The 20,225-nt window shown below is 72.3% G+C and carries 14 protein-coding genes; 6 read left to right on the top strand and 8 right to left on the bottom strand.

The window, feature by feature from the left end; genetic code table 11:
• Nucleotides 1–155: 155 nt before the first annotated feature.
• Entirely contained in the window at nucleotides 156–2,123 is a 1,968-nt protein-coding gene (locus tag ACFYPD_RS00725; protein ID WP_387107275.1) for a penicillin-binding transpeptidase domain-containing protein, read from the bottom strand.
• Between the two features lie 287 nt (nucleotides 2,124–2,410).
• Between ACFYPD_RS00725 and ACFYPD_RS00720 the strand changes: the two genes are divergently transcribed.
• Nucleotides 2,411–7,477, top strand: coding sequence for an NAD-glutamate dehydrogenase (locus ACFYPD_RS00720; RefSeq protein ID WP_387107274.1), 5,067 nt, complete (start codon nucleotides 2,411–2,413; stop codon nucleotides 7,475–7,477).
• 117 nt (nucleotides 7,478–7,594) lie between these two features.
• Here ACFYPD_RS00720 and ACFYPD_RS00715 read toward each other — a convergent pair whose 3' ends face one another.
• Nucleotides 7,595–8,353, bottom strand: a complete 759-nt coding sequence (locus ACFYPD_RS00715) for a class F sortase (protein WP_387107271.1) — start codon at nucleotides 8,351–8,353, stop codon at nucleotides 7,595–7,597.
• Nucleotides 8,340–9,263, bottom strand: a complete 924-nt coding sequence (locus ACFYPD_RS00710; RefSeq protein WP_387107270.1) for a hypothetical protein — start codon at nucleotides 9,261–9,263, stop codon at nucleotides 8,340–8,342. Before ACFYPD_RS00710 ends, ACFYPD_RS00715 begins: the two co-directional genes overlap by 14 nt.
• Before the next feature lie 537 nt (nucleotides 9,264–9,800).
• On the opposite strand from ACFYPD_RS00710, the gene ACFYPD_RS00705 reads away from it, so the two are divergent.
• Nucleotides 9,801–11,588 (top strand): glycoside hydrolase family 6 protein, encoded by a 1,788-nt coding sequence (locus ACFYPD_RS00705; RefSeq protein ID WP_387107267.1) that lies wholly within the window; start codon nucleotides 9,801–9,803, stop codon nucleotides 11,586–11,588.
• A 96-nt stretch (nucleotides 11,589–11,684) separates the two neighbouring features.
• Here ACFYPD_RS00705 and ACFYPD_RS00700 read toward each other — a convergent pair whose 3' ends face one another.
• From ACFYPD_RS00700 to ACFYPD_RS00680, 5 genes are all read right to left on the bottom strand, one after another.
• Nucleotides 11,685–12,068, bottom strand: a complete 384-nt coding sequence (locus tag ACFYPD_RS00700) for a hypothetical protein (RefSeq protein WP_387107265.1) — start codon at nucleotides 12,066–12,068, stop codon at nucleotides 11,685–11,687.
• 103 nt (nucleotides 12,069–12,171) lie between these two features.
• Nucleotides 12,172–12,486, bottom strand: a complete 315-nt coding sequence (locus tag ACFYPD_RS00695) for a hypothetical protein (RefSeq protein WP_387107263.1) — start codon at nucleotides 12,484–12,486, stop codon at nucleotides 12,172–12,174.
• Nucleotides 12,487–12,502: 16 nt separating this feature from the next.
• Nucleotides 12,503–14,158: a sodium:solute symporter family protein gene (locus tag ACFYPD_RS00690; RefSeq protein WP_387107261.1), complete on the bottom strand. Its 1,656-nt coding sequence runs from the start codon at nucleotides 14,156–14,158 to the stop codon at nucleotides 12,503–12,505.
• 128 nt (nucleotides 14,159–14,286) lie between these two features.
• Complete coding sequence (locus ACFYPD_RS00685) at nucleotides 14,287–15,243, bottom strand: hypothetical protein (RefSeq protein ID WP_387107258.1); 957 nt, start codon at nucleotides 15,241–15,243, stop codon at nucleotides 14,287–14,289.
• 13 nt (nucleotides 15,244–15,256) lie between these two features.
• The gene (locus ACFYPD_RS00680) at nucleotides 15,257–15,850 is read right to left on the bottom strand and encodes a hypothetical protein (RefSeq protein ID WP_387107256.1); all 594 of its coding nucleotides are present in this window, start codon (nucleotides 15,848–15,850) and stop codon (nucleotides 15,257–15,259) included.
• Nucleotides 15,851–16,321: 471 nt separating this feature from the next.
• On the opposite strand from ACFYPD_RS00680, the gene ACFYPD_RS00675 reads away from it, so the two are divergent.
• The 4 genes from ACFYPD_RS00675 to ACFYPD_RS00660 are packed head-to-tail and all read left to right on the top strand — an operon-like array spanning nucleotide 16,322 to nucleotide 20,120.
• On the top strand, nucleotides 16,322–18,745 hold the full coding sequence (locus ACFYPD_RS00675) for a nitrate- and nitrite sensing domain-containing protein (RefSeq protein ID WP_387107254.1): 2,424 nt from the start codon (nucleotides 16,322–16,324) through the stop codon (nucleotides 18,743–18,745).
• Nucleotides 18,745–19,161: a roadblock/LC7 domain-containing protein gene (locus tag ACFYPD_RS00670; RefSeq protein ID WP_387107251.1), complete on the top strand. Its 417-nt coding sequence runs from the start codon at nucleotides 18,745–18,747 to the stop codon at nucleotides 19,159–19,161. Before ACFYPD_RS00675 ends, ACFYPD_RS00670 begins: the two co-directional genes overlap by 1 nt.
• On the top strand, nucleotides 19,151–19,537 hold the full coding sequence (locus ACFYPD_RS00665) for a DUF742 domain-containing protein (protein ID WP_387107249.1): 387 nt from the start codon (nucleotides 19,151–19,153) through the stop codon (nucleotides 19,535–19,537). The genes ACFYPD_RS00670 and ACFYPD_RS00665 overlap by 11 nt, the downstream gene beginning before the upstream one ends.
• Nucleotides 19,518–20,120 carry an ATP/GTP-binding protein gene (locus ACFYPD_RS00660; protein ID WP_387107247.1) on the top strand — a complete coding sequence of 201 codons (603 nt, stop codon included), beginning with the start codon at nucleotides 19,518–19,520 and terminating at the stop codon, nucleotides 20,118–20,120. Before ACFYPD_RS00665 ends, ACFYPD_RS00660 begins: the two co-directional genes overlap by 20 nt.
• Nucleotides 20,121–20,225 lie beyond the last annotated feature (105 nt).

Below are 20,225 nucleotides of genomic sequence, written 5' to 3'. Positions count from 1 at the left end.
AAACGGACGGGTCCGCCGGACCGGAGCCGGTGGGACCGCTCGCGCCGGCCGGGCCCGGGCTGCTGCGCCGGGTGCCCAGCGGCGAGGGCGAGCCCTCGACGCCGGTGGGCGAGGCCGGGCCGGCGCGACCGGGTGTGGACATCGCCTGAGCCACCTCAGCGGGCCGCGAGGCCGCGGAGGAAGCGTTCGGCAATCGGAACCGCGCTGGTCGTGCTCGACCCGCCCTGCTCCACGAAGACCGCGAACGCGACGTCGCCCTGCCAGCCGACGAACCAGGCGTGGGTGTGCGCCGGGTTGTCGTCGTACTCGGCGGTGCCGGTCTTGCCGTGGACCGGCTCGCCGGGCACGTCCGCCAGGGCGCTGGCCGAGCCGCTGGTGACCACCGCGCGCATCATCGTTTTGAGCGCCGCCACCGACTCCGGCTTGAGGGCCGCGCCGGCCGGGGCGGGCTTCGCCGGGGCGGGGTCGAGCAGCAGCTTGGGCTGCTCCCAGTGGCCGCGGGCCACGGCGGCGGTGGCGCCGGCCATGGCGAGCGGGCTGACCACGGTGGTGCCCTGGCCGATCGCGGCGGCGGCCTGCTCGGTGGCCGAGCCGTTGACGGAGACCTTCCCGGTGAAGACGTCGGCGCCGAGGTCCCAGGGCGCCTCCAGGCCGAGGCTGCGGCCCGCCTGCGCCAGCCCGTCCGGACCGAGCTTCGGGGCCAGCGAGGTGAAGGCGGTGTTGCAGGACTTGGCGAAGTCGGTGGTGAACGGGACGTCGCCCAGCTCGAAGTTGTCGGAGTTCTTGAAGGACCGGCCGTCGACCTCGAACGTCTTCGGGCAGCGCACGGTCGCCTCCGGGGTCACCGCGCCCCGGTCGAGCAGGCCGAGGGCGCTGACCATCTTGAAGGTCGAGCCGGGCGGCACCTGGGCGGTGAAGGCGAGGTTCTCGCCGGCCGCCCCGGGGCCGTTCGCGGCGGCCAGCACGGCGCCGTCGCCGATGCGGACGGCCACCAGGGCGGAGCGCCGGGTCTGCCCGCGCAGCGCCGCGTCGGCGGCGTTCTGGGTGGGCACGTCGAGGGTCGTCTTCAGCGGCTGGCCGGCCTTGGGCTCGCTGCGGAACACCTCGACCCCGTTGGGTGCGGTGGTGCCGTCCGGGGCGCGGTGCTCGGTGATCACGGTGATCCCGGGGGTGCCGCGCAGGCGGTCGTCGTAGCGGCCCTGGAGGCCGCCGTGACCGACCAGGTCGCCCCGGACGTACGTGTCGGGGTGGGCCTTGAGGTCGTCGGCCTGGGCCGGGTCGACCGAGCCGAGCAGGGCCCGGGCGAACTCCCGCGTCGGGGCCAGGAAGAGCCGGTCGGACTCGAACCGGGTGCCGGGCAGGTGGTAGATCCGGGGTTTGATCTGCCGGTACGCCTCGTCGCGCAGGGTCACCACCTCGACGCGCGCGCCCCGGTCCGCCTCTTTCAGACGTTGGGGCAGGTCGGACAGGTCGACCGGCGGGGTGAGCGCGGGCCGGACCGCCTTGAACGCGGCGTCGAGCTGCCGGACCAGGGCCTTGACGTCGGTGACCTCGCCGGGGGTCACCTGCACCCGGACCACCGGGCGGGGTGCGACGACCGGGGCCCCGGCGGAGTCCAGCACCCCGGCCCGGGGCGCGGTCTCCCGGCGCAGCGCGAGCCGGTCGCCGGCCTCCAGCTTCTCGTTCACGACGGTCGGCTCCCAGATGACCTGCCACTGGTCGTCGTCGCCGTGCCGGAGGCGTACCGGATTCTCGTAGGTCCAGGTGGTGGCGCCCGGCAGCGTCCAGGTGAGCCGGATCCGCGCGGTGGCGATGTCGCCGTCGACCTTCACCTCGCCGGTGCGCTTGAGCTGCGGCGGGCTGTCGGCCAGCTCGCCGGCGAGTGACCGGAGCTCCTTGGTCACCTCGGCCGCCGGCACCTTGGCGCCGGTCGGGTCGATGAAGCCGACCGCCTGGAGGTCGCCCGAGCGCCAGCCCTTCAGGAAGGCGTCGACGCTCCGCTCCGGCCCGTCCTCGCCCGAGCACCCGGTCAAGGCGCCCGCCGCCAGCACGGTGGCGGCCAGCGCCGCGAGGGCCCGACGGGGAGGGGAGAGGCGGTGGCGAACGGGGTACGACAGGAGCATGAAGCGGTCCCTCCGGTATGAAACTGCCCTGCACGCTAGTACGAGGCGTCGCTCCCCACCGCCCCGGCACGGCCCTTGCGCAGGCAAAGAGTGCCGTGTGGCAGTGTGATGAACATCGCCAGTCCGGGTACTCCGCGACCGGCCGACCACGGACCCGCAACGGGTGAAAGGACAGAGTCCCGATCCGGACGTCCGGCCAGTGGTCCGCCGACGAAGGGGCACAGCGGCAGGCCTAGGCTGGGCGGCAGAGTGACCCACAACGCGGTGGGTCGAGGGGAGTGGCACCGATGGACCGGCGTCCGGCGATCAAACCGGGACCCGACCTCCGGCAGGCTGACACCAGCCGGGACGATGACAGCTTCGATTCGGCGACCGACGGGGACGGTTTCGGCCGTCTCGACACAGGAGTGACCGGGATGACCGGTTCCAGCATCGACACCCTCTACGACCTGGGCCTGCCCGCGCAGACCCTGGGCGACGAGTCCGAGGACGGCGAGCTGGACGAGCCGGTACCCAACGCGGAGCGCCTGGTCGCCCAGGCCGTCGCGCTGGCCGGTGACGACCAGGACGCGGCCACCCTGGTGGGTCGGTTCTGGCGGTTCGCGCCGGACGAGGAGCTGATCGGCTTCACCGCCGAGGAGATGCTCGACGCCGCGCGGGCCCACCGGGACCTCGCCCAGCAGCGGGTGCCGGGCGAGCTGAAGCTGCGCATCCACGAGCCGGACGCCCAGCAGCACCACACCGTGATCGAGATCGTCACCGACGACATGCCGTTCCTGGTCGACTCGGTGACCGCGCTGCTGAACTCGCACCACCTCGACGTGCATCTGCTGGTGCACCCGCTGGTCGTGGTCCGCCGCGAGCCGCTGGGCCGGCTGACCGAGGTCTCCGCGGACGTGGAGCCGGACGACGCGATCGCCGGCGACCTGGTCGAGAGCTGGATGCGGATCGAGATCGACCCGGTCCGCGACGCGGCCGAGCGGGAGAAGCTACGCCGGGAGCTGCAGCGGGTCCTCACCGACGTGCGGGAGGCCGTCGAGGACTGGCCGAAGATGCGGCAGCGTGCCCTGGCCCTGGCCGACGAACTGGCCTCGGCCCGCACCTCGGACAACCGCCCGCCCGTGCCGGAGAAGGACATCACCGACTCCGTGGAGCTGCTGCGCTGGCTGGCGCACGACCACTTCACCTTCCTCGGCTACCGCGAGTACCGGCTGGTCGACACCGACGGCGCGGACGGTGGCCAGGCCCTGGAGGCCGTCCTCGGCACCGGGCTGGGCATCCTGCGGTCCGACTCGCCCGAGGCCCGGTCGCTGAACTCGATGACGCCCGAGGCGCACGAGAAGGTGCTGGAGAAGCGCCTGCTCATCATCACCAAGGCCAACTCGCGCGCCACCGTGCACCGCTCGGCCTACCTCGACTACATCGGCTTCAAGATCTTCAACGAGGCCGGCGAGGTGGTCGGGGAGCGGCGCTTCCTGGGCCTGTTCTCCACGGCGGCCTACCGGACCAGCGTCCAGGAGTTGCCGGTGGTGCGGCGCAAGGTCGCCGAGGTGCTGGACCGCTCGGGCCTGAGCCTGCGCAGCCACTCCGGCAAGGACCTGCTGCAGATCCTGGAGACCTACCCCCGCGACGAGCTGTTCCAGATCAAGACCGACGACCTCTACCACGCGGTGATCGGTGTGCTCCGCATGGCCGGCCGCCGGCAGCTGCGGGTGTTCCTGCGCCGGGACGCGTACGGGCGGTTCATCTCCTGCCTGATCTACCTGCCGCGGGACCGGTTCACCACCCAGAACCGGCTGCGCATGCAGGACATCCTGCTGCGCGAGCTGAACGGCGTCGGGGTCGACTACACCACCCGGGTGACCGAGTCGATGCTGGCCCGGGTGCACTTCATCGTCCGGACCGACCCGAGCAGCCCGCCCGGCGAGATCGACGCCGACCTCCTCGCCGAGGAGCTGGCCGACGCGACCCGGCTGTGGGACGACGACTACCGGCTGGTGCTGGAGCGCAAGCTCGGTGACGAGCAGGCCAAGCACCTGTTCGCCCGGTACGCCGATGCCTTCCCGGAGGGCTACAAGGACGGGCACACGCCGTACGAGGCGATGAAGGACCTGGCCAAGCTGGAGCTGCTGGAGGAGCCGGGCCAGCTGGAGATGCACCTGTTCCGCAAGCAGCTCGCCCCGCGCACCAACGCCGCCGGCCGGGCCGTCCAGACCGACGAGTCCATGGACGTCCGGTTCAAGGTCTACCGGTACGGCGAGCCGATGATGCTCTCCGCCGTGCTGCCGGTGCTGCACTCGCTCGGCGTCAAGGTGGTCGACGAGCACCCGTACGAGGTGGAGCGCGTCGACGGCCGGATCTGGCTCTACGACTTCGGGCTGCAACTGCCCGAGGCGCACCAGGAGCTGTCCGAGGTCCGCCCGCACGTGGAGAACGCCTTCGCCGCCGCCTGGCGGGCCGAGGCCGAGGTGGACGGCTTCAACGAGCTGGTGCTCCGGGCCGGGCTCACCTGGCGGCAGGTGGTGGTGCTCCGGGCGTACGCGAAGTACCTGCGGCAGGCCGGCACCGTGTTCTCGCAGGAGTACATGGAGCAGACCTTCATCGCGTACCCGCGGATCGCCTCGCTGCTGGTGGAGCTCTTCGAGACCCGGTTCCGGCCGGGCGCGTCCACCCTGGACGAGCGGCGGGAGCGCAGCGGCGAGCTGGTCACCGCGATCGGCGAGGCGCTGGACGACGTGGCCAGCCTCGACCAGGACCGGATCCTGCGCTCCTACCTGACGTTGATGCAGGCCACCCTGCGCACCAGCTTCTACCAGAAGCCGGTCGGCGGGCGGCCCAAGCCGTATGTCGCGTTCAAGCTGGATCCGCAGGCGATCCCGGAGCTGCCGGCGCCGCGACCCAAGTTCGAGATCTTCGTCTACTCGCCCCGCTTCGAGGGCGTGCACCTGCGGTTCGGGCCGGTGGCCCGGGGCGGCCTGCGCTGGTCCGACCGGCGCGAGGACTTCCGCACCGAGGTGCTCGGCCTGGTCAAGGCGCAGATGGTGAAGAACGCCGTGATCGTGCCGGTGGGCGCCAAGGGCGGCTTCGTGCTCAAGCAGAAGCCGGGCGACCGGGACGAGGCGGTGGCCTGCTACAAGGAGTTCGTCGGCGCGCTGCTCGACGTCACCGACAACATCTCCAGCGGCCAGATCGTGCCGCCGGAGGACGTGGTCCGGCACGACGCCGACGACCCGTACCTGGTGGTGGCGGCGGACAAGGGCACCGCGACGTTCTCCGACATCGCCAACGAGATCTCCGCCGCGCACAACTTCTGGCTGGGCGACGCGTTCGCCTCCGGCGGTTCGGCCGGCTACGACCACAAGAAGATGGCCATCACCGCCCGGGGCGCCTGGGAGTCGGTGAAGCGGCACTTCCGGGAGCTGGGGCACGACACCCAGACCCAGGACTTCACGGTGGTCGGCGTCGGCGACATGTCCGGCGACGTGTTCGGCAACGGGATGCTGCTGTCGAAGCACATCCGGCTGGTGGCCGCCTTCGATCACCGGCACATCTTCCTGGACCCGGATCCGGACGCGGCCAGCTCGTGGGACGAGCGGAAGCGGCTGTTCGACCTGCCCCGGTCGTCCTGGGAGGACTACAACGCCGAGCTCATCTCGGCCGGCGGCGGGATCTACCCGCGGGCCGCCAAGTCGGTGCCGGTCTCGCCGCAGGTGCGCGCGGTGCTCGGCCTCGACGACGACGTCACGCAGCTCAGCCCGCAGGAGCTGATGAAGGCCATCCTCACCGCACCGGTCGACCTGTTCTGGAACGGCGGCATCGGCACCTACGTGAAGGCGTCGACGCAGACCAACGCCGAGGTCGGGGACAAGTCCAACGACGCCATCCGGGTGGACGGCAAGGGCCTGCGCTGCCGGGTGGTCGGCGAGGGCGGCAACCTGGGCTTCACCCAGCACGGCCGGATCGAGTACGCGGCGGGCGGCGGCCGGATCTACACCGACTTCATCGACAACGCGGCCGGTGTGGACTGCTCCGACCACGAGGTGAACATCAAGATCCTGCTCAACACGGCGGTCGCCGACGGCGCGCTCGACAGGCCGGACCGCGACGAGCTGCTGGCCCAGATGACCGACGAGGTCGCCGAACTGGTGCTGCGGGACAACTACGACCAGGCGCGGGCGCTGAACAACGCCCAGGCCCAGGCCGCCTCGCTGCTCCCGGTGCACCGCCGGATGATCAACGAGCTGGAGCGGGCCGGTCAGCTCGACCGGGCGCTGGAGGCGCTGCCGCCGGACGAGGAACTGGCGGTGCGCGGTGAGACCGGGCTGACCGCGCCGGAGTTCGCGGTGCTGCTGGCGTACGAGAAGATCGTGCTGGAGCGGGAGATCGTCGCCGAGGGGCTGGCCGACGAGGAGTGGACGACCGACGTCCTGGTCAACTACTTCCCGACCCCCCTGCGGGAGCGGTTCGCCGACCGGATGGGCCAGCACCGGCTGCGCCGGGACATCGTCACCACGGTCCTGGTCAACGAGGCGATCAACCGGGGCGGCATCACGTTCCTCTTCCGGGTGGTCGAGGAGACGGCCGCCTCGGCGGCGGATGTGCTGCGGGCGTACGTGGTGGTCCGTGAGGTGTTCGGGCTGCGCGAGCTGTGGAACGCGGTCGAGGCGCTGGACAACAAGGTCTCGCCCGACCTGCAGACCAGCGTCTACCTGGACACCCGCCGGCTGCTCGACCGCGCGGTGCGCTGGCTGGTCACCAACCGGCGCTCGCCGATCGACGTGCCGGGGGAGATCGCCCGCCTGCGCGACGGGGTGGCCCGGCTCCTGCCGGGGCTGGAGAACCTCTTCTACGGCACCGAGCGGGAGGCGATCGCTGCCCACATCGACTCGCTGACCGGCAAGGGGCTGCCCCGCGACCTGGCCGAGCAGGCGACCCGGCTGATGTACAGCTTCGGCCTGCTCGACGTGGTGGAGACCGCCCAGTCGACCGGCCGGGACGTGAGCGAGGTGGCCTCGGTCTACTTCGTCCTCTCCGACCGGTTCCGGGTGGACGCCCTGCTGTCGAAGATCTCCCTGCTGCCGCGGGAGGACCGCTGGCAGACCCTGGCCCGCATGGCGCTGCGCTACGACCTGTACGCCGCGTTGGCCGCGCTCACCGCGGAGGTTCTCGGTTCCACTCCGGACAGCCTGCCGCCGGTCGAGCGGGTGCAGGAGTGGGAGCAGGCGAACGCCACCTCGATCCACCGGGCGCACCGGGCGATGGGGGAGTTCGACGAGTCCCGCGCCGACCTGTCCGCCCTGTCGGTGCTGCTGCGGCAGATCCGTACCCTGGTGCGGACCTCGGCGGCGGCCTGACGCGGTACGCACGCCGGCGCGGCCCGGTGGTCGGTGACCCGACCACCGGGCCGCGCCCCTTCGCGGCGCCCACCCGGCCTAAGTGGGTCGGTGACCCGACCACCGGGCCGCGCCGCTTCACGCCATGCTGGCGAAGGCGATGACGTTGTCGACGTAGCTGCGGCTGCTCTCGTCGAACGCCCCACCGCAGGTGACCACCCGCAGGCCGGGCTTGTCGGAGGGACCGTAGACCAGCTCGGTGGGAAAGGCCGCCTTCGGGTACGACTTCACCTCGGTCACGGTGAACGTGGCCGCCGACCCGTCCTCCCGGGCGATCGAGATGGTGTCGCCCGTCTGGAGCGAGCCGAGGTTGAAGAACACGGCGGGCCCGAGCTTGGCCGAGTCGACGTGGCCGACGATGACCGAGTTGCCGACCTCGCCGGGACTGGGCCCCGGGGAGTACCAACCCGCCTTCATGGCCTGCTCCAGCGGGGGCACCTGGACCGTGCCGTCCGAGTTCATGCCGAGGGTCATGATCTCGGCGTTCACTCCGATCCGGGGGATCGAGATGGTCGTCGGGGTCGATCGGGGCAGTCCGGCGGGGGTGAGGTCCGGGTGCGGCGTGGTGGAATCGTCGTCAACGGACGCCTGCTCGGCGGTGTCCGCGCCGATGCCGCCCGCGGGGCCCGGGATGGTGGTCGGAGACGAGGACAGGTCGGCGGGCCCGGCCTGGGCGAGCGGCTGGGGCGGGCGGGGCGGCGGCACGGTCCGCACGGACGCCCCGATCATGCCGGCGCCCACCATGGCGAGCAGGACGACGACAGCGGCGCCGGCGGCGCGCCACGGTCTCCCGTGACGGCCGCCGGCCCGTGTCGCCGTCCGGTCAGACGAGGCCATCGCCCCGCCGCCGGCGCAGCAGGATCATGCCGCCCAGGGCGGCGGCGCCGATGACGCTCACCCCGCTGGCGGCCAGGTTGCGGTCCAGGCTGGTGGTGGTCATGCCACCGTCACCGCCGTCGACGTGGCCACGCGGCATGCAGTTGTCCCGGTCGCGGTTCTCGTCCTTGCGGTCCTGGTCCTTGCGGTCCTGGTCCTTGCGGTCCTGGTCCTTGCCGTCGTGGTCCTTGCGGTCCTCGTCCTTGCGGTCCTCGTCCTTGCGGTCCTCGTCCTTGCGGTCCTGGTCCTTGCGGTCCTCGTCGCTCCGGTCCCGGTCCTTGGCGTCGTGCTCCTTGTTGTCCCGGTCGTTGCGCTCTTCGTCCTTGCGGTTCTCGTCCTTGCGGTTCTCGTCCTTGCGGTTCTCGTCCTTGCCGTTCTCGTCCTTGCGGTCCTGCTCGTCGCCCGGCTGGTCGGCGACAATGCCGCCGCCCTGGCCATCGGCGCCCTGCTGCCAGGACTCGTTGCCCTGCCAGTCCTTGTGGTCCTGGTCCTTGCCATCGTCGTGCTTGCGGTCCTGGTCCTTGCGGTCCTCGTCCTTGCGGTCGTGGTCCTTGCCGTCGTCGTGCTTGCCGTCCTGGTCCTTGCGGTCCTCGTCCTTGCGGTCGTGGTCCTTGCGGTCCTCGTCCTTGCGGTCGTGGTCCTTGCCGTCGTGGTCCTTGCGGTCCTCGTCCTTGCGGTCCCAGTCCTTGCGGTCCCAGTTCTTGTGGTCCCAGTCCTCGTGGTCCCCAGAGCAGGTACCGGGAAGACTGACCTGCGGCTTGGCGACGGCGTTCGCGCTGGCTGCGTTCGCCGCCCCGGGCGAGAACAGCAGCAGGGACGCGCCACCGAGAGCGGCACCCGCAACGAGCTTCCCGAGCATCTTCTTAGCCATGACCTGCCTCACTCCATCCCTATTTGTCCTGAGCCCGACGTCCCTCGAGCTACGACCGACGTTAGCCCCTTTCGCGAGTTATCCGGGGAAACATTCGTGTTTAGGAGTTTGCAGGCGACGAGCGCATTTGGAGTGCTAAGCGACCTTTTGTGGACCTCACGGCTCCCCAGACCCGGGTGTGCCGCCTCGGGCGGTCGCGCCTGGGCTGCGCCGCCCGGGCCGCGCCGTACCGTTTCGGCCCTTCCATGGGTCGGTCGCATCGAGTCATTGCCATGGAAGCGCTCCCATGCAAGAATCGCTGCACGCGGTTCGGGGAGCCACACCGCGAGTTCAGACGTCGAGGGCAGCCGGGTCACCGGACGGCGTCCGACTCCTCGACCGGTCCCGTGGGGCCGGTCGCCACCACCACCATCACGCCCGTCCGGGTCGGGCACCCCCGAAGACACCCGTGGCGCGACATCCGTCCCCTGACGGACGTCCGAGCGCCCTTCCGCCGGGCCGTACGCGGATCCGGTCTCGCCCAAGGAGATCAGTGGCATGAATCTGTGGAGAAGGCTGTCCGGCCGCAGCCGGGCGCTCGCGCTGACCGGCGCCGGCGTCCTGGTCGCCGGTGGACTGGTGACCCTCCCGGTCACCGCGGCACAGGCCGCGACCCAGTGCAGTGTGGACTACACCACCAGCGACTGGCCCGGTGGCTTCACCGCCACGGTGACCATCAGGAACCTCGGCGACCCGCTCAGTTCCTGGAACCTCGGCTTCACCTTCCCGAACAGCAGCCAGAGGGTGCAGCAGGGCTGGTCGGCGAAGTGGTCGCAGAGCGGCCAGAACGTCACCGCGCAGAACGAGTCCTACAACGGCTCGCTGGGCACCGGCGCCAGCACCAGCATCGGGTTCAACGGCGCGTGGAGCGGCAGCAACCCGAAGCCGGCCCAGTTCACGTTGAACGGCACGGTCTGCAACGGCGGCACCACGAACCCGACGCCGACCCCGACCGGCCCGACCCCGACGCCGACGAGCCCCACCCCCACGCCGACCAGCCCGAGCCCGACGCCGACCACGCCGGGCCAGAAGGTCGACAACCCGTACGCCGGGGTGAAGGGGTACGTGAATCCCGAGTGGAAGGCCAAGGCGGACGCCGAGCCGGGCGGCAGCCGGGTCTCGAACAACCCGACCGCGGTCTGGCTGGACCGGATCGCCGCCATCGAGGGCACCGACGGCAGCAGCTCGAACGGCTCGATGGGTGTCCGCGACCACCTGGACGCGGCTCTCACCCAGGGCGCCGGCTACATCCAGTTCGTCATCTACAACCTGCCCGGCCGCGACTGCGCCGCGCTGGCCTCCAACGGTGAGCTGGGCCCGAACGACCTGCCCCGCTACAAGGCGGAGTACATCGACCCGATCGCGGCGATCCAGAGCGACCCGAAGTACAAGAACCTGCGGATCATCAACATCATCGAGATCGACTCGCTGCCCAACCTGGTGACCAACACCTCGGGCAATGCGGGCGGCACCGCGATGTGCGACACGGTCAAGGCCAACGGCGCCTACGTCAACGGGGTCGGCTACGCCCTGGCCAAGCTGGGCACTCTCGGCAACGTCTACAACTACATCGACGCCGCGCACCACGGCTGGATCGGCTGGGACAGCAACTTCGGCCCGACCGCCGACATGCTGAAGAGCGCGGCCGTCGCGTCCGGCAGCACCGTGCACAACGTGCACGGCTTCATCGTCAACACGGCCAACTACTCGGCGCTCAAGGAGCCGTACGTCAAGATCACGGACACGGTGAACGGCACGAGCGTTCGGCAGTCCAAGTGGATCGACTGGAACCAGTACGTCGACGAGCTGTCCTTCGCCCAGGGCTTCCGGCAGAAGCTGGTCTCGGTCGGGTTCGACAGCAACATCGGCATGCTGATCGACACCTCCCGCAACGGCTGGGGCGGCACCGCCCGGCCCACCGGCCCGGGCGCGACCACCAGCGTGGACACCTACGTCAACGGTGGCCGCATCGACCGCCGGATCCACGCCGGCAACTGGTGCAACCAGGCCGGGGCCGGCCTCGGTGAGCGTCCCCGGGCGAACCCCGAGCCGGGCATCGACGCGTACGTCTGGGTGAAGCCGCCGGGCGAGTCGGACGGCTCCAGCACCCTCATCCCGAACGACGAGGGCAAGGGCTTCGACCGGATGTGCGACCCGACCTACACCGGCAACGCCCGCAACGGCAACAGCCTGAGCGGGGCCCTGCCCAACGCGCCGATCTCCGGCGCCTGGTTCTCCGCTCAGTTCCAGGAGCTCATGAAGAACGCCTACCCGGCGCTCTCCTGAGCCGGCCGGCCCACCCGCGGCGGCGGGAGTGAGGCACCGCCGCGCGGGTTCCCCGGGCCCCTGGTCGACCCCACGTCGACCAGGGGCCCCCGGGCGTCAGGGGACCGTCCTCTCGATCGCCGCCCGGCCCAGCTCGGCCAGGTCGCGGCGGGCCTGCTCCAGGTTCTCCGGGGTGAGGTCCTGGCCGCGGGCCATCACCAGGTCCTCGGGATCCCACGGCTGCTCGGCGCCCGTCCGGATGTTGTCCCCGCCCGCCCCGGTGCCGGTGCCGGTCGCCCCGGTCCCGGCCGCGTACGGGTCGCCGAGGATGTCCGGCGAACCGGTGTCGGGCACCGCGCCGTCGGGCTCGGTGAAGACGGGATTGTCCGGGTCGGTGCCACCGGTGCGCAACTGCGGCACCGTGCTGTCGTCGTCCACCGCGGCGGCCACCTCGGGGGTCTCCTCCAGCGGCCGCTCGCCACCGCGGTCGCGATCCGTCATGCTGCTGCCCTCCTGTCCCGTTCCGTGATCCCCACGGCGTACCCCGTGCGGGCCCGGCCATGCCGACGGCCCCGGGACGGGCGTCCCGGGGCCGTGGTCAGCGCTACTCGGCGGCGCGTGGCTCCGGCGGCTCGGTGGGGCGCAGCCACTGCCAGAGCAGCATCAGCAGCCCGAACACGAGCATCGCCAGACCGGCCCAGAGGTTGATCCGGACGCCCTGCGCCTTGTCGATCTCGGCGGACGAGTCGAAGAGGCCCATCAGACCCACGATCAGCCCGTACACGACGAACAGCCCGCCGATCACCCGGCGGATGTCGAACAGCCGCGCCGCCGCCGATCGGGCCTCCTCGGCCTCGGTCTCCTCGACCAACGGGTCGTGGGCCTCGCCCCGGCGGTGGCGTTCGGGGTTGTCTGCCATAGCGTGCCTCCCTTTCTCAGAAGACCGGGATGTAGAAGAGGGCGGCGAGGACCACGGCGATCACGCCGAGCAGCACCGGGGAGCGGTACCAGGCGGTGTCACCGGCCAGCGAGTCGTCCTTCAGCGTGGCGTCGCTCAGGCCGTAGACCAGGCCGGTCAGCTCGTCGTTCCGCTTCGGGCGGGTCAGCGGGGTGAGGATCGCCGCCACGACGGCGACCGTCACGAAGGCGAGGCCGGCGCCCCAGAAGCTCTCCTCCAGGTCGGAGTTGAAGCGGACGACGTCGGCCAGGTGGAGCAGGTAGGTCCCGATCGCCACCACGGTGCCCGCCAGCAGCGACCAGAAGCCCGCGAGCGGGCTCATCCGCTTCCAGAACATGCCGATGATGAAGGTGCCGAAGAGCGGGGCGTTGAACACCGAGAACAGGGCCTGGATGTAGTTCATGATGTTGCTGAACCCGGCCGCGATGAACGCCGTGCCGATGCCGACCACCACCGCCACCACGGTGGCGATCCGGCCCACCTTCACGTAGTACTCGTCCGGGCGGTCCCGCTGGAAGTACGCCTGCCAGATGTCGTACGTGAACACGGTGTTGAACCCGCTGACGTTGGCCGCCATGCCGGCCATGAACGAGGCCACCAGGCCGGTGACCGCGATGCCGAGCACCCCGTTGGGCAGCAGGTCACGCATGAGCAGCGGGATCGCGTTGTTGTAGACCAGGTCGCCCTCCTCGGCGCCGAGCCCCTTCACGGTGACCAGGGCGATCAGGCCGGGGATGACGGTGACCAGCGGGATGAGCAGCTTCGGGTACGCGCCGATGATCGGCGTCCGGCGGGCCGCGCTCATGTTCCGGGCGGACAGGGCGCGCTGCACCTCGGCGAAGTTGGTGGTCCAGTAGCCGAACGAGAGCACGAAGCCGAGGCCGAAGACGATGCCCAGCCAGTGCGCGCCGAGCGGATTGTCGGTGCTGCCGGTGTTCTGCCAGGCGTGCAGCCCGGCCTCGCCGAGCTTGGAGTCGCGCACCGCGTCCATCAGGCCGTTCACGCCGCCGACCTTCACGAGGCCGATCACGGTGATCGGCACCAGGCCGGCGATGATCACGAAGAACTGGAGCACCTCGTTGTAGATCGCGCCGGACAGGCCGCCGATGGTGATGTAGGCCAGCACGATGAGCGCGCCGATCACGATCGCCACCCAGAGCGGCCAGCCGAGCAGCGCCTGCATGATCAGCGCGAGGGCGTAGAGGTTCACCCCGGCGATGAGCACCTGGGCGACCGCGAAGCTGATCGCGTTCAGCAGGTGGGTCGGCCGGTTGAAGCGCAGCCGCAGGTATTCGGGGACGCTGCGGACCTTCGAGCCGTAGTAGAAGGGCATCATCACGATGCCCAGGAAGACCATCGCCGGCACGGCGCCGATCCAGTAGTAGTGGACGGTCATGGCGCCGTACTGGGCGCCGTTGGCCGCCATGCCGATGATCTCCAGGGCGCCCAGGTTCGCCGAGACGAACGCGAGGCCGGTCACCCAGGCGGGCAGTGACCGCCCGGAGAGGAAGAAGTCGACACTGGTGCGGATGGCCCGTCGCGCGGCGAAGCCGATGCCGAGGACCGTGATGAAGTAGAGCGCCAGGATCAGGTAATCCAGGGCGTTCATGTTCAACCGAAGACCGCCACCCATCCCGTTTGCTCCCTCCGAGGCGACACTGCGCCGCAGGTACCCACTTTGCGAAATTTCATGCCGGGAGGGCGATCTTCCACAGACGGTGGAGCCCCGGCCGTTCCGGCCGGGGCTCCGAGCGGGATGTGTCAGCGGCCGAGGACCCGATCCAGGAAGTCCCGGTAGCCGCGCACGGCGACCCGGAGCTGCTCGGTGTCGGCCGAGCCGGACTCCTGCCAGCTGCCCAGCTTGGTCTTCTGCTCACGCAGCGCGGCGGAGAGCGCCTCGATGGCCTCCTCGACCAGCGACTGCGCCTCACCGACCGCGGCCCGCGGGTCGTCGACGAAGCGGAGTTGGACGTCGCGCCACCGGTCCCGGAAATCCTGAGCGGTCTCCGGCGCGAAGAGCGTGGCCGCGTCGGCCGGCACCGCGCCCGGGGTGGGCCGGGCCGCGCCGGCCAGCGCCGCCCCGGCCGCGCCCGCGCCGGCCGCGGCGGTGCTGGTGTCCGGGTCGACCATCGCCGGCTTGGCGCTGCCGTACCCGGCCCCGGCGGCCGACGCGTCGTCGCGCGCCACGCCGGAGTGGGCGGCCTCCCAGCGGTCCGGGTCGTGCAGCCGGTCGCCCGCAGTCGGGTCGGCCCGCTCGTCGTCGAACGCATCGGTCCGGCCCGGAGCGCCGTCGCCCGGCACGGCGGTGTCCTCGCCGCGCGGGTCCCGCTCGTCCTCGGGCCGGCCGCTGGCCATCGCCGAGGCAGCCACCGCGTCGCCCACCGAGGTCGCCCCGAAGGCGGTCGGCAGCGGCGCCGGGTCGTGGTACACCGGCCGGTCGTCGGCGTCGGCGGCCTCCGCGTCGCGGAGGTCCCCCGCGTCGTACGCCCGGGTCTCGTCGAGTTCCGCGTCCCGGCGGTCGTCGCCCTCGCCGGCGACCGCCGGGTCGTCGAAGGTGCCCCGGTCGTCCAGCGCGTCCTCGGGCACCCCGGCCCGGCCGGCGCGGTCGGCCTCGGGCCCGTCGCCGGCGCCCTGGTCGCCGGGGGGTGGAACCGGCACCGGCGCGGACCGGACGGCTTCGGGGTGGTCCTGCGTGACCTGCTGCTCTTCCTGACGCATGGCGGCGGCCTCCTCAGCGGCTCGTGGCGTCGTGCTCGTGGTCGGGGTGACGCTGCGCCGGCGGCTGGTGCCCGACCGGGTCCTCGCCGAGCAGGTCGGCGAAGAGGGCCCGGTAGTGCACGAGCGCCTGCCGGAGTTCCTCGGTGCCGGCCTCGCCGCGCTCGTTGCTCAGCCGGATGTCGTGGGCGTCCCGGTAGTGGGTCAGGGTGCGGGCGTGCTCGACGGAGAGGTGGGCGATCTGGTCGGAGAAGTCCCCGGTGGGGTACCCGCGCTCCTCGATCAGCCGGGTGACCAGTTCGTCGGCGTCACCGACGGTTTCGGCGGGGGAGTCGACGAAACGCACCTGGAGTTCCTCCCAGGCGGCGGCGTACCGGGCGCGGGACTCCGGGCTGAGCGGGGTCAGCTCCAGCTCGGCGTGGCGGCGCTCCCGCTCCCGCAGCTCCCGCTCGGCGGCGCCGCGGCTGTCCTGCTCGGCGACGGCCCGGTCGTACTCGGGGCCGAAACGCTGTTTGAGGGCGCGGCGGCGGCTGGCGACCACGGCGACCGCGGCGAGCGCGGCGAGCACTAAGACGACGATGACTATGACGACTACCTGCGTGGGCGACATGGCTCCTCCTTCGCCCGGTGGTATTCCCTCCGGTCTGTGATCGCCAATCCCGATCGGCGGTACTTTCCTGCGCGGTCGCCCCCGCGGAACCTGCCCACGGCATGGCGGCACACCTCGTGTCGCTCCGCGAAAAGTGGACTTGTTCCAGAAAGTGCCGCTCGGGTGGATGGGCGGGGCCGACCCGGCCGTCCGCACCGGGCCGGAGGGGAGCGCGGCGCGACGAGCCGGCGAGCCGCTCCTTCGTACGCCCCTTTTGGACGAACGCCCCGCCGGTCCCTTCCGGCGGGGCGTTCCCGTCCAACGGTGTCCACAGCGAACATTCCGGACCGTAGTGAGGGGCGAGACGGCCGGTAGTGCATCCGGCTGGGATTACGTATTCTGCCCAAGGCGCCCGGGCCGGGGCCCGGCGTCGCGGCCCTTCCGGCTGGTGCCGGCGCCACCCCTGCGACACCTTCCCCCGGGCGAGGTCTGATGAAAACCCGAGACTGGCCGATCCGCGCCAAGCTGACCGCGCTGGTCATCGGTCCGGTGACCGGGCTGCTGGCACTATGGATCTTCGCCACCACGCTGACCTTCGGGCCGGCCCTCGACCTGCTCGCCGCGCGCACCCTCCTCTATGACCTGGGTCGGCCCGGCGAGAGCGTGGTCGCCGAGCTGCAACGGGAACGCCGGCTCTCGGTCGTCCAGCTCGCCGGCGACACGGCCCTGCCGGCCCTGGCCGAGCAGCGCGCCCGCACCGACCAGGCGATCGCCGAGCTGCGCCGCCGGGTCGACGGGGAGAAGCTGCGCGACGCGGCCGACGACCTGCTCGACGCCCGGCTCGACCAGCTGGTCTCCGCGCTCGACGCGCTGCCCGCCGGGCGAGGCTTCATCGACGGCCGGAAGGTCGACCAGGCCGGTGCCGTCGGGCTCTACAGCGGGATGATCGGCTCCGCCTTCCAGACCTTCGCCGCCATGGCCACGCTGCCCGACGCCCAGCTCAACCGGCAGGCGTTGGCGCTCACCGGGCTCGGCCGGTCCCGGGAGCTGCTCGGCCAGGCCGACGCCCTGCTGGCCGGCGCGGTCACCGCCGGCCGGTACGCCGAGGGTGAGCACGAACAGCTGGTCCGCACCATCGAGAACCAGCGCTTCCTGGCCGAGAACGCGGTGGCCGACCTGCCGCCCGCCGAACGGACCGGTTACCAGCGGCTCACCGAGGGGGAGGCGTTCGTCCGGCTGCGCGCCCTCCAGGACACCCTGGTCCGCGCCCCCGGCCTGCCGGCCGGGTTCGACGTACGGGCCTGGGAGACCAGCCACGCCGCGGTCTCCCAGGGCCTGCGGGACTTCGAGCTGCGCGGCGCCGACACCCTCACCGAGCGGTCCGTGCCGATGGCGGTCCAGATCCTGGTCCGGCTCGCCGCCGCCGGGGTGCTCGGCCTGGTCGCCATCGTGGTCTGCGTGCTGGTGGCCCTGCGGGTCGGCCGGTCCCTGGACCGCCGGCTCACCGGGGTTCGCACCGCCGCGCTGGAGATGGCCGAGCACCGGCTGCCCGACGTGGTGGCCAGGCTGCGCCGCGGCGAGGAGGTCGACGTCGCCCGCGAGGCGCCCGAGCTGGACCACGGCGGCGACGAGATCGGCCAGGTGGGGCGCGCCTTCAACGAGGTGCGTCGCACGGCCGTGCAGGCCGCCGTCGACGAGGTCACCCTGCGCCGCGGCCTCAACGAGGTCTTCCTGAACATCGCCCGGCGCAGCCAGGGCCTGGTGCACCGGCAGCTGGCGCTGCTGGACCGACTGGAGCGGCGGACCGAGGACCCGGACGAACTGGCCGGGCTGTTCCAGGTCGACCACCTCGCCACCCGGCTCCGGCGGCACGCCGAGGACCTGGTCATCCTGGCCGGCGCGGCTCCCGGCCGGGGCTGGCGCAACCCGGTCGCCGCGGTCGACGTGATGCGCGGCGCGATCTCCGAGGTCGAGTCGTACGACCGGATCGACGTGGGCGAGGTCCAGCCGGCCGGGGTGCTCGGCCGCGCCGTCGGCGACCTGATCCACCTGCTCGCCGAGCTGATCGAGAACGCGACCGTCTTCTCCCCGCCCGGCACCCGGGTGGACCTCAGCGGCCGCACCGTGCCCGGCGGCTACACCGTCGAGATCACCGATCGTGGGCTCGGCATGTCGCCGCCGGCCCTGGCGGACGCCAACCGCAAGCTGTCCCGCGCCCCGGAGTTCGACCCGACCGACAGCGCTCGGCTGGGCCACTTCGTGGTCGCCCGGCTGGCCGCCCGGCACGGCGTCCGGGTCGAGCTGCGGCCGGCCGTACCCGGCGGGATCACGGCCGCCGTGTTCATCCCGTCGGACCTGGTCACCGCCGAGCCGGCAATCGGCCCGACCGGCCCGGACGCCGGGCCGCCCGGGCGGGACGACCGGCGGATGGCCAAGGTGACCCGGCTGGCCACGGTCCCGCGGACGCGGGCGGCCCGGCCCGGCCGCGACCGCCCGGAGTCGGCGGTCGTACCGCTGCCCGCCGGCCGTGCCTCCGCCGTCGAGACGCCGGCGGACGGCGACGGCCTGCCCCGCCGGGTCCGCCGGCGCGGGCCGGTGGCCCGCCCCCGGCCGGTCGTCGCGGACAACCCGGCGCACCGCCCGCCCGAGGAGGCCCGGCGAGCCATGTCCGCGCTCCAGGCCGGCACCGCCCGGGGCCGCCGCGACGGCTCCCGCGCCGCAGCCGACCCCACCGGCGCGCGCCGCGGGCCCGCCTCCCCGGCGGGGACCGGCCCACCGGCCGCCGAACCCACCGCCGCCCCGGGCCGGGCCGGCGCTCCGTCCACCGACGCGGCCCGTACCCGGGCCGCCGAGCCCTCCCCGCCCGAACCGGCGGCGGCTCCGGACCATCGAACCGCGACTGAGAGGGACGCCTAGTGGTGCACACGACGCGGCAGAACGCCGATCTCGACTGGTTGCTCGACGACCTGGTGGAGCGGGTGCCGGGCGCCCGCCAGGCGGTGGTGCTGTCGGCGGACGGCCTGATGCTCGGCGCGTCCACCGAGCTGGACCGCACCGACGCGGAACACCTCTGCGCCCTGGCCTCCGGTTTCTCCAGCCTCGCCAAGGGGGCCACCCGGCACGTGGGCGGCGGCGCGGTCCGGCAGACCGTGGTGGAGATGGAGTCGGCCTACCTGTTCGTCACGGCCGCCGGGCAGGGCGCCTGCCTGGCGGTGGTGAGCGACGCCGACGCCGACATCGGCCTGGTGGCGTACGAGATGGCCATGCTGGTCATCCGGGTCGGCGAGAACCTCAGCGCACCGGCCCGCACGGTGGCGACCGATGCGGGCTGAGTCGCCGGGCCCCCAGCACGAGTGGCTGGACGCCGCCGCCGGCCCGGTGGTCCGCCCGTACACCGTGACCGGCGGCCGGGTGCGCCCGCCGGTCGACGGCTTCGACCTGGTGGCGTTCGTGCTGACCACGCCGGGGGCCGACCCGGCCGGCGTGCCCGGTCTCCAGCCGGAGCACCGGCGCCTCGTCGAACTGACCCGCCGGCCGGTCGCCGTGGCCGACCTCGCCGCGGACCTGGATCTCGCCGTCGGCGTGGTCCGGGTGCTGCTCGGCGACCTCCTCGCCCGTGGGCTGGTCACGGTACGCCGGCCGGCCGCCGCCCACCTGCCCGACGACAACATCCTCAAGGCGGTGGTCAGTGGACTCCGTGCGCTTTGACCGGGAGCCGGCCGTGCCGCGGGTGCCGCTGGCTCTGAAGATTCTCATCGCCGGTGGCTTCGGCGCGGGCAAGACGACGCTGGTGAGCGCGTTGAGCGAGGTCCGGCCGTTGCAGACCGAGGAGGTGCTGACCGGCGCCGGCGTCGGTACCGACGACGTCTCCGGGGTGGAGCAGAAGTCGACCACCACGGTGGCCATGGACTTCGGCCGCATCACCATCAACGACGATCTCCAGGTCTACCTCTTCGGCACCCCGGGACAGGACCGGTTCTGGTTCCTCTGGGACGAGCTGGCGTTCGGGGCGCTCGGCGCCGTGGTGCTCGCGGACACCCGACGGCTGGCCGACTGCTTCCCCTCGATCGACTACTTCGAGCAGCGGGGCATCCCGTTCGTGGTGGGGGTGAACTGCTTCGACGGGTCCCGCCGGTTCAGCCTGGAGGCGGTCCGCGACGCCCTGGACCTGGACCCGGAGGTGCCGCTGGTGCTCTGCGACGCCCGGGACCGGCAGTCCGGGAAGCTGGTGCTGATCTCGCTGGTCGAGCACGTCGCGCGGCAGCGCGGCGAGCCGGTGCCGGTGGGCTGACCCCGCTCCACCCGCCGGCGCGGCGTGGCCCCGCCCGGAAGCCGGTGGCGGGAATGACGCCTAACCGGCTGGCTCACCGGGAAGCCTCTGGTTGGATCGACGGTG

The sequence above is a fragment of the Micromonospora sp. NPDC005299 genome (genome assembly GCF_042872345.1).
In the GTDB taxonomy this organism is placed as follows: domain Bacteria; phylum Actinomycetota; class Actinomycetes; order Mycobacteriales; family Micromonosporaceae; genus Micromonospora.
The sequence above is the reverse complement of the archived record's forward strand: the minus strand, read 5'-3'. Positions and strand labels throughout refer to the sequence as shown.

Excerpts from the sequence above, each read along its gene's own strand:
- ACFYPD_RS00725 (WP_387107275.1), bottom strand. The coding sequence starts at position 2,123 with ATGCTCCTGTCGTACCCCGTTCGCCACCGCCTCTCCCCTCCCCGTCGG.
- ACFYPD_RS00720 (WP_387107274.1), top strand. The coding sequence starts at position 2,411 with ATGGACCGGCGTCCGGCGATCAAACCGGGACCCGACCTCCGGCAGGCT.
- ACFYPD_RS00715 (WP_387107271.1), bottom strand. The coding sequence starts at position 8,353 with ATGGCCTCGTCTGACCGGACGGCGACACGGGCCGGCGGCCGTCACGGG.
- ACFYPD_RS00710 (WP_387107270.1), bottom strand. The coding sequence starts at position 9,263 with ATGGCTAAGAAGATGCTCGGGAAGCTCGTTGCGGGTGCCGCTCTCGGT.
- ACFYPD_RS00705 (WP_387107267.1), top strand. The coding sequence starts at position 9,801 with ATGAATCTGTGGAGAAGGCTGTCCGGCCGCAGCCGGGCGCTCGCGCTG.
- ACFYPD_RS00700 (WP_387107265.1), bottom strand. The coding sequence starts at position 12,068 with ATGACGGATCGCGACCGCGGTGGCGAGCGGCCGCTGGAGGAGACCCCC.
- ACFYPD_RS00695 (WP_387107263.1), bottom strand. The coding sequence starts at position 12,486 with ATGGCAGACAACCCCGAACGCCACCGCCGGGGCGAGGCCCACGACCCG.
- ACFYPD_RS00690 (WP_387107261.1), bottom strand. The coding sequence starts at position 14,158 with ATGGGTGGCGGTCTTCGGTTGAACATGAACGCCCTGGATTACCTGATC.
- ACFYPD_RS00685 (WP_387107258.1), bottom strand. The coding sequence starts at position 15,243 with ATGCGTCAGGAAGAGCAGCAGGTCACGCAGGACCACCCCGAAGCCGTC.
- ACFYPD_RS00680 (WP_387107256.1), bottom strand. The coding sequence starts at position 15,850 with ATGTCGCCCACGCAGGTAGTCGTCATAGTCATCGTCGTCTTAGTGCTC.
- ACFYPD_RS00675 (WP_387107254.1), top strand. The coding sequence starts at position 16,322 with ATGAAAACCCGAGACTGGCCGATCCGCGCCAAGCTGACCGCGCTGGTC.
- ACFYPD_RS00665 (WP_387107249.1), top strand. The coding sequence starts at position 19,151 with ATGCGGGCTGAGTCGCCGGGCCCCCAGCACGAGTGGCTGGACGCCGCC.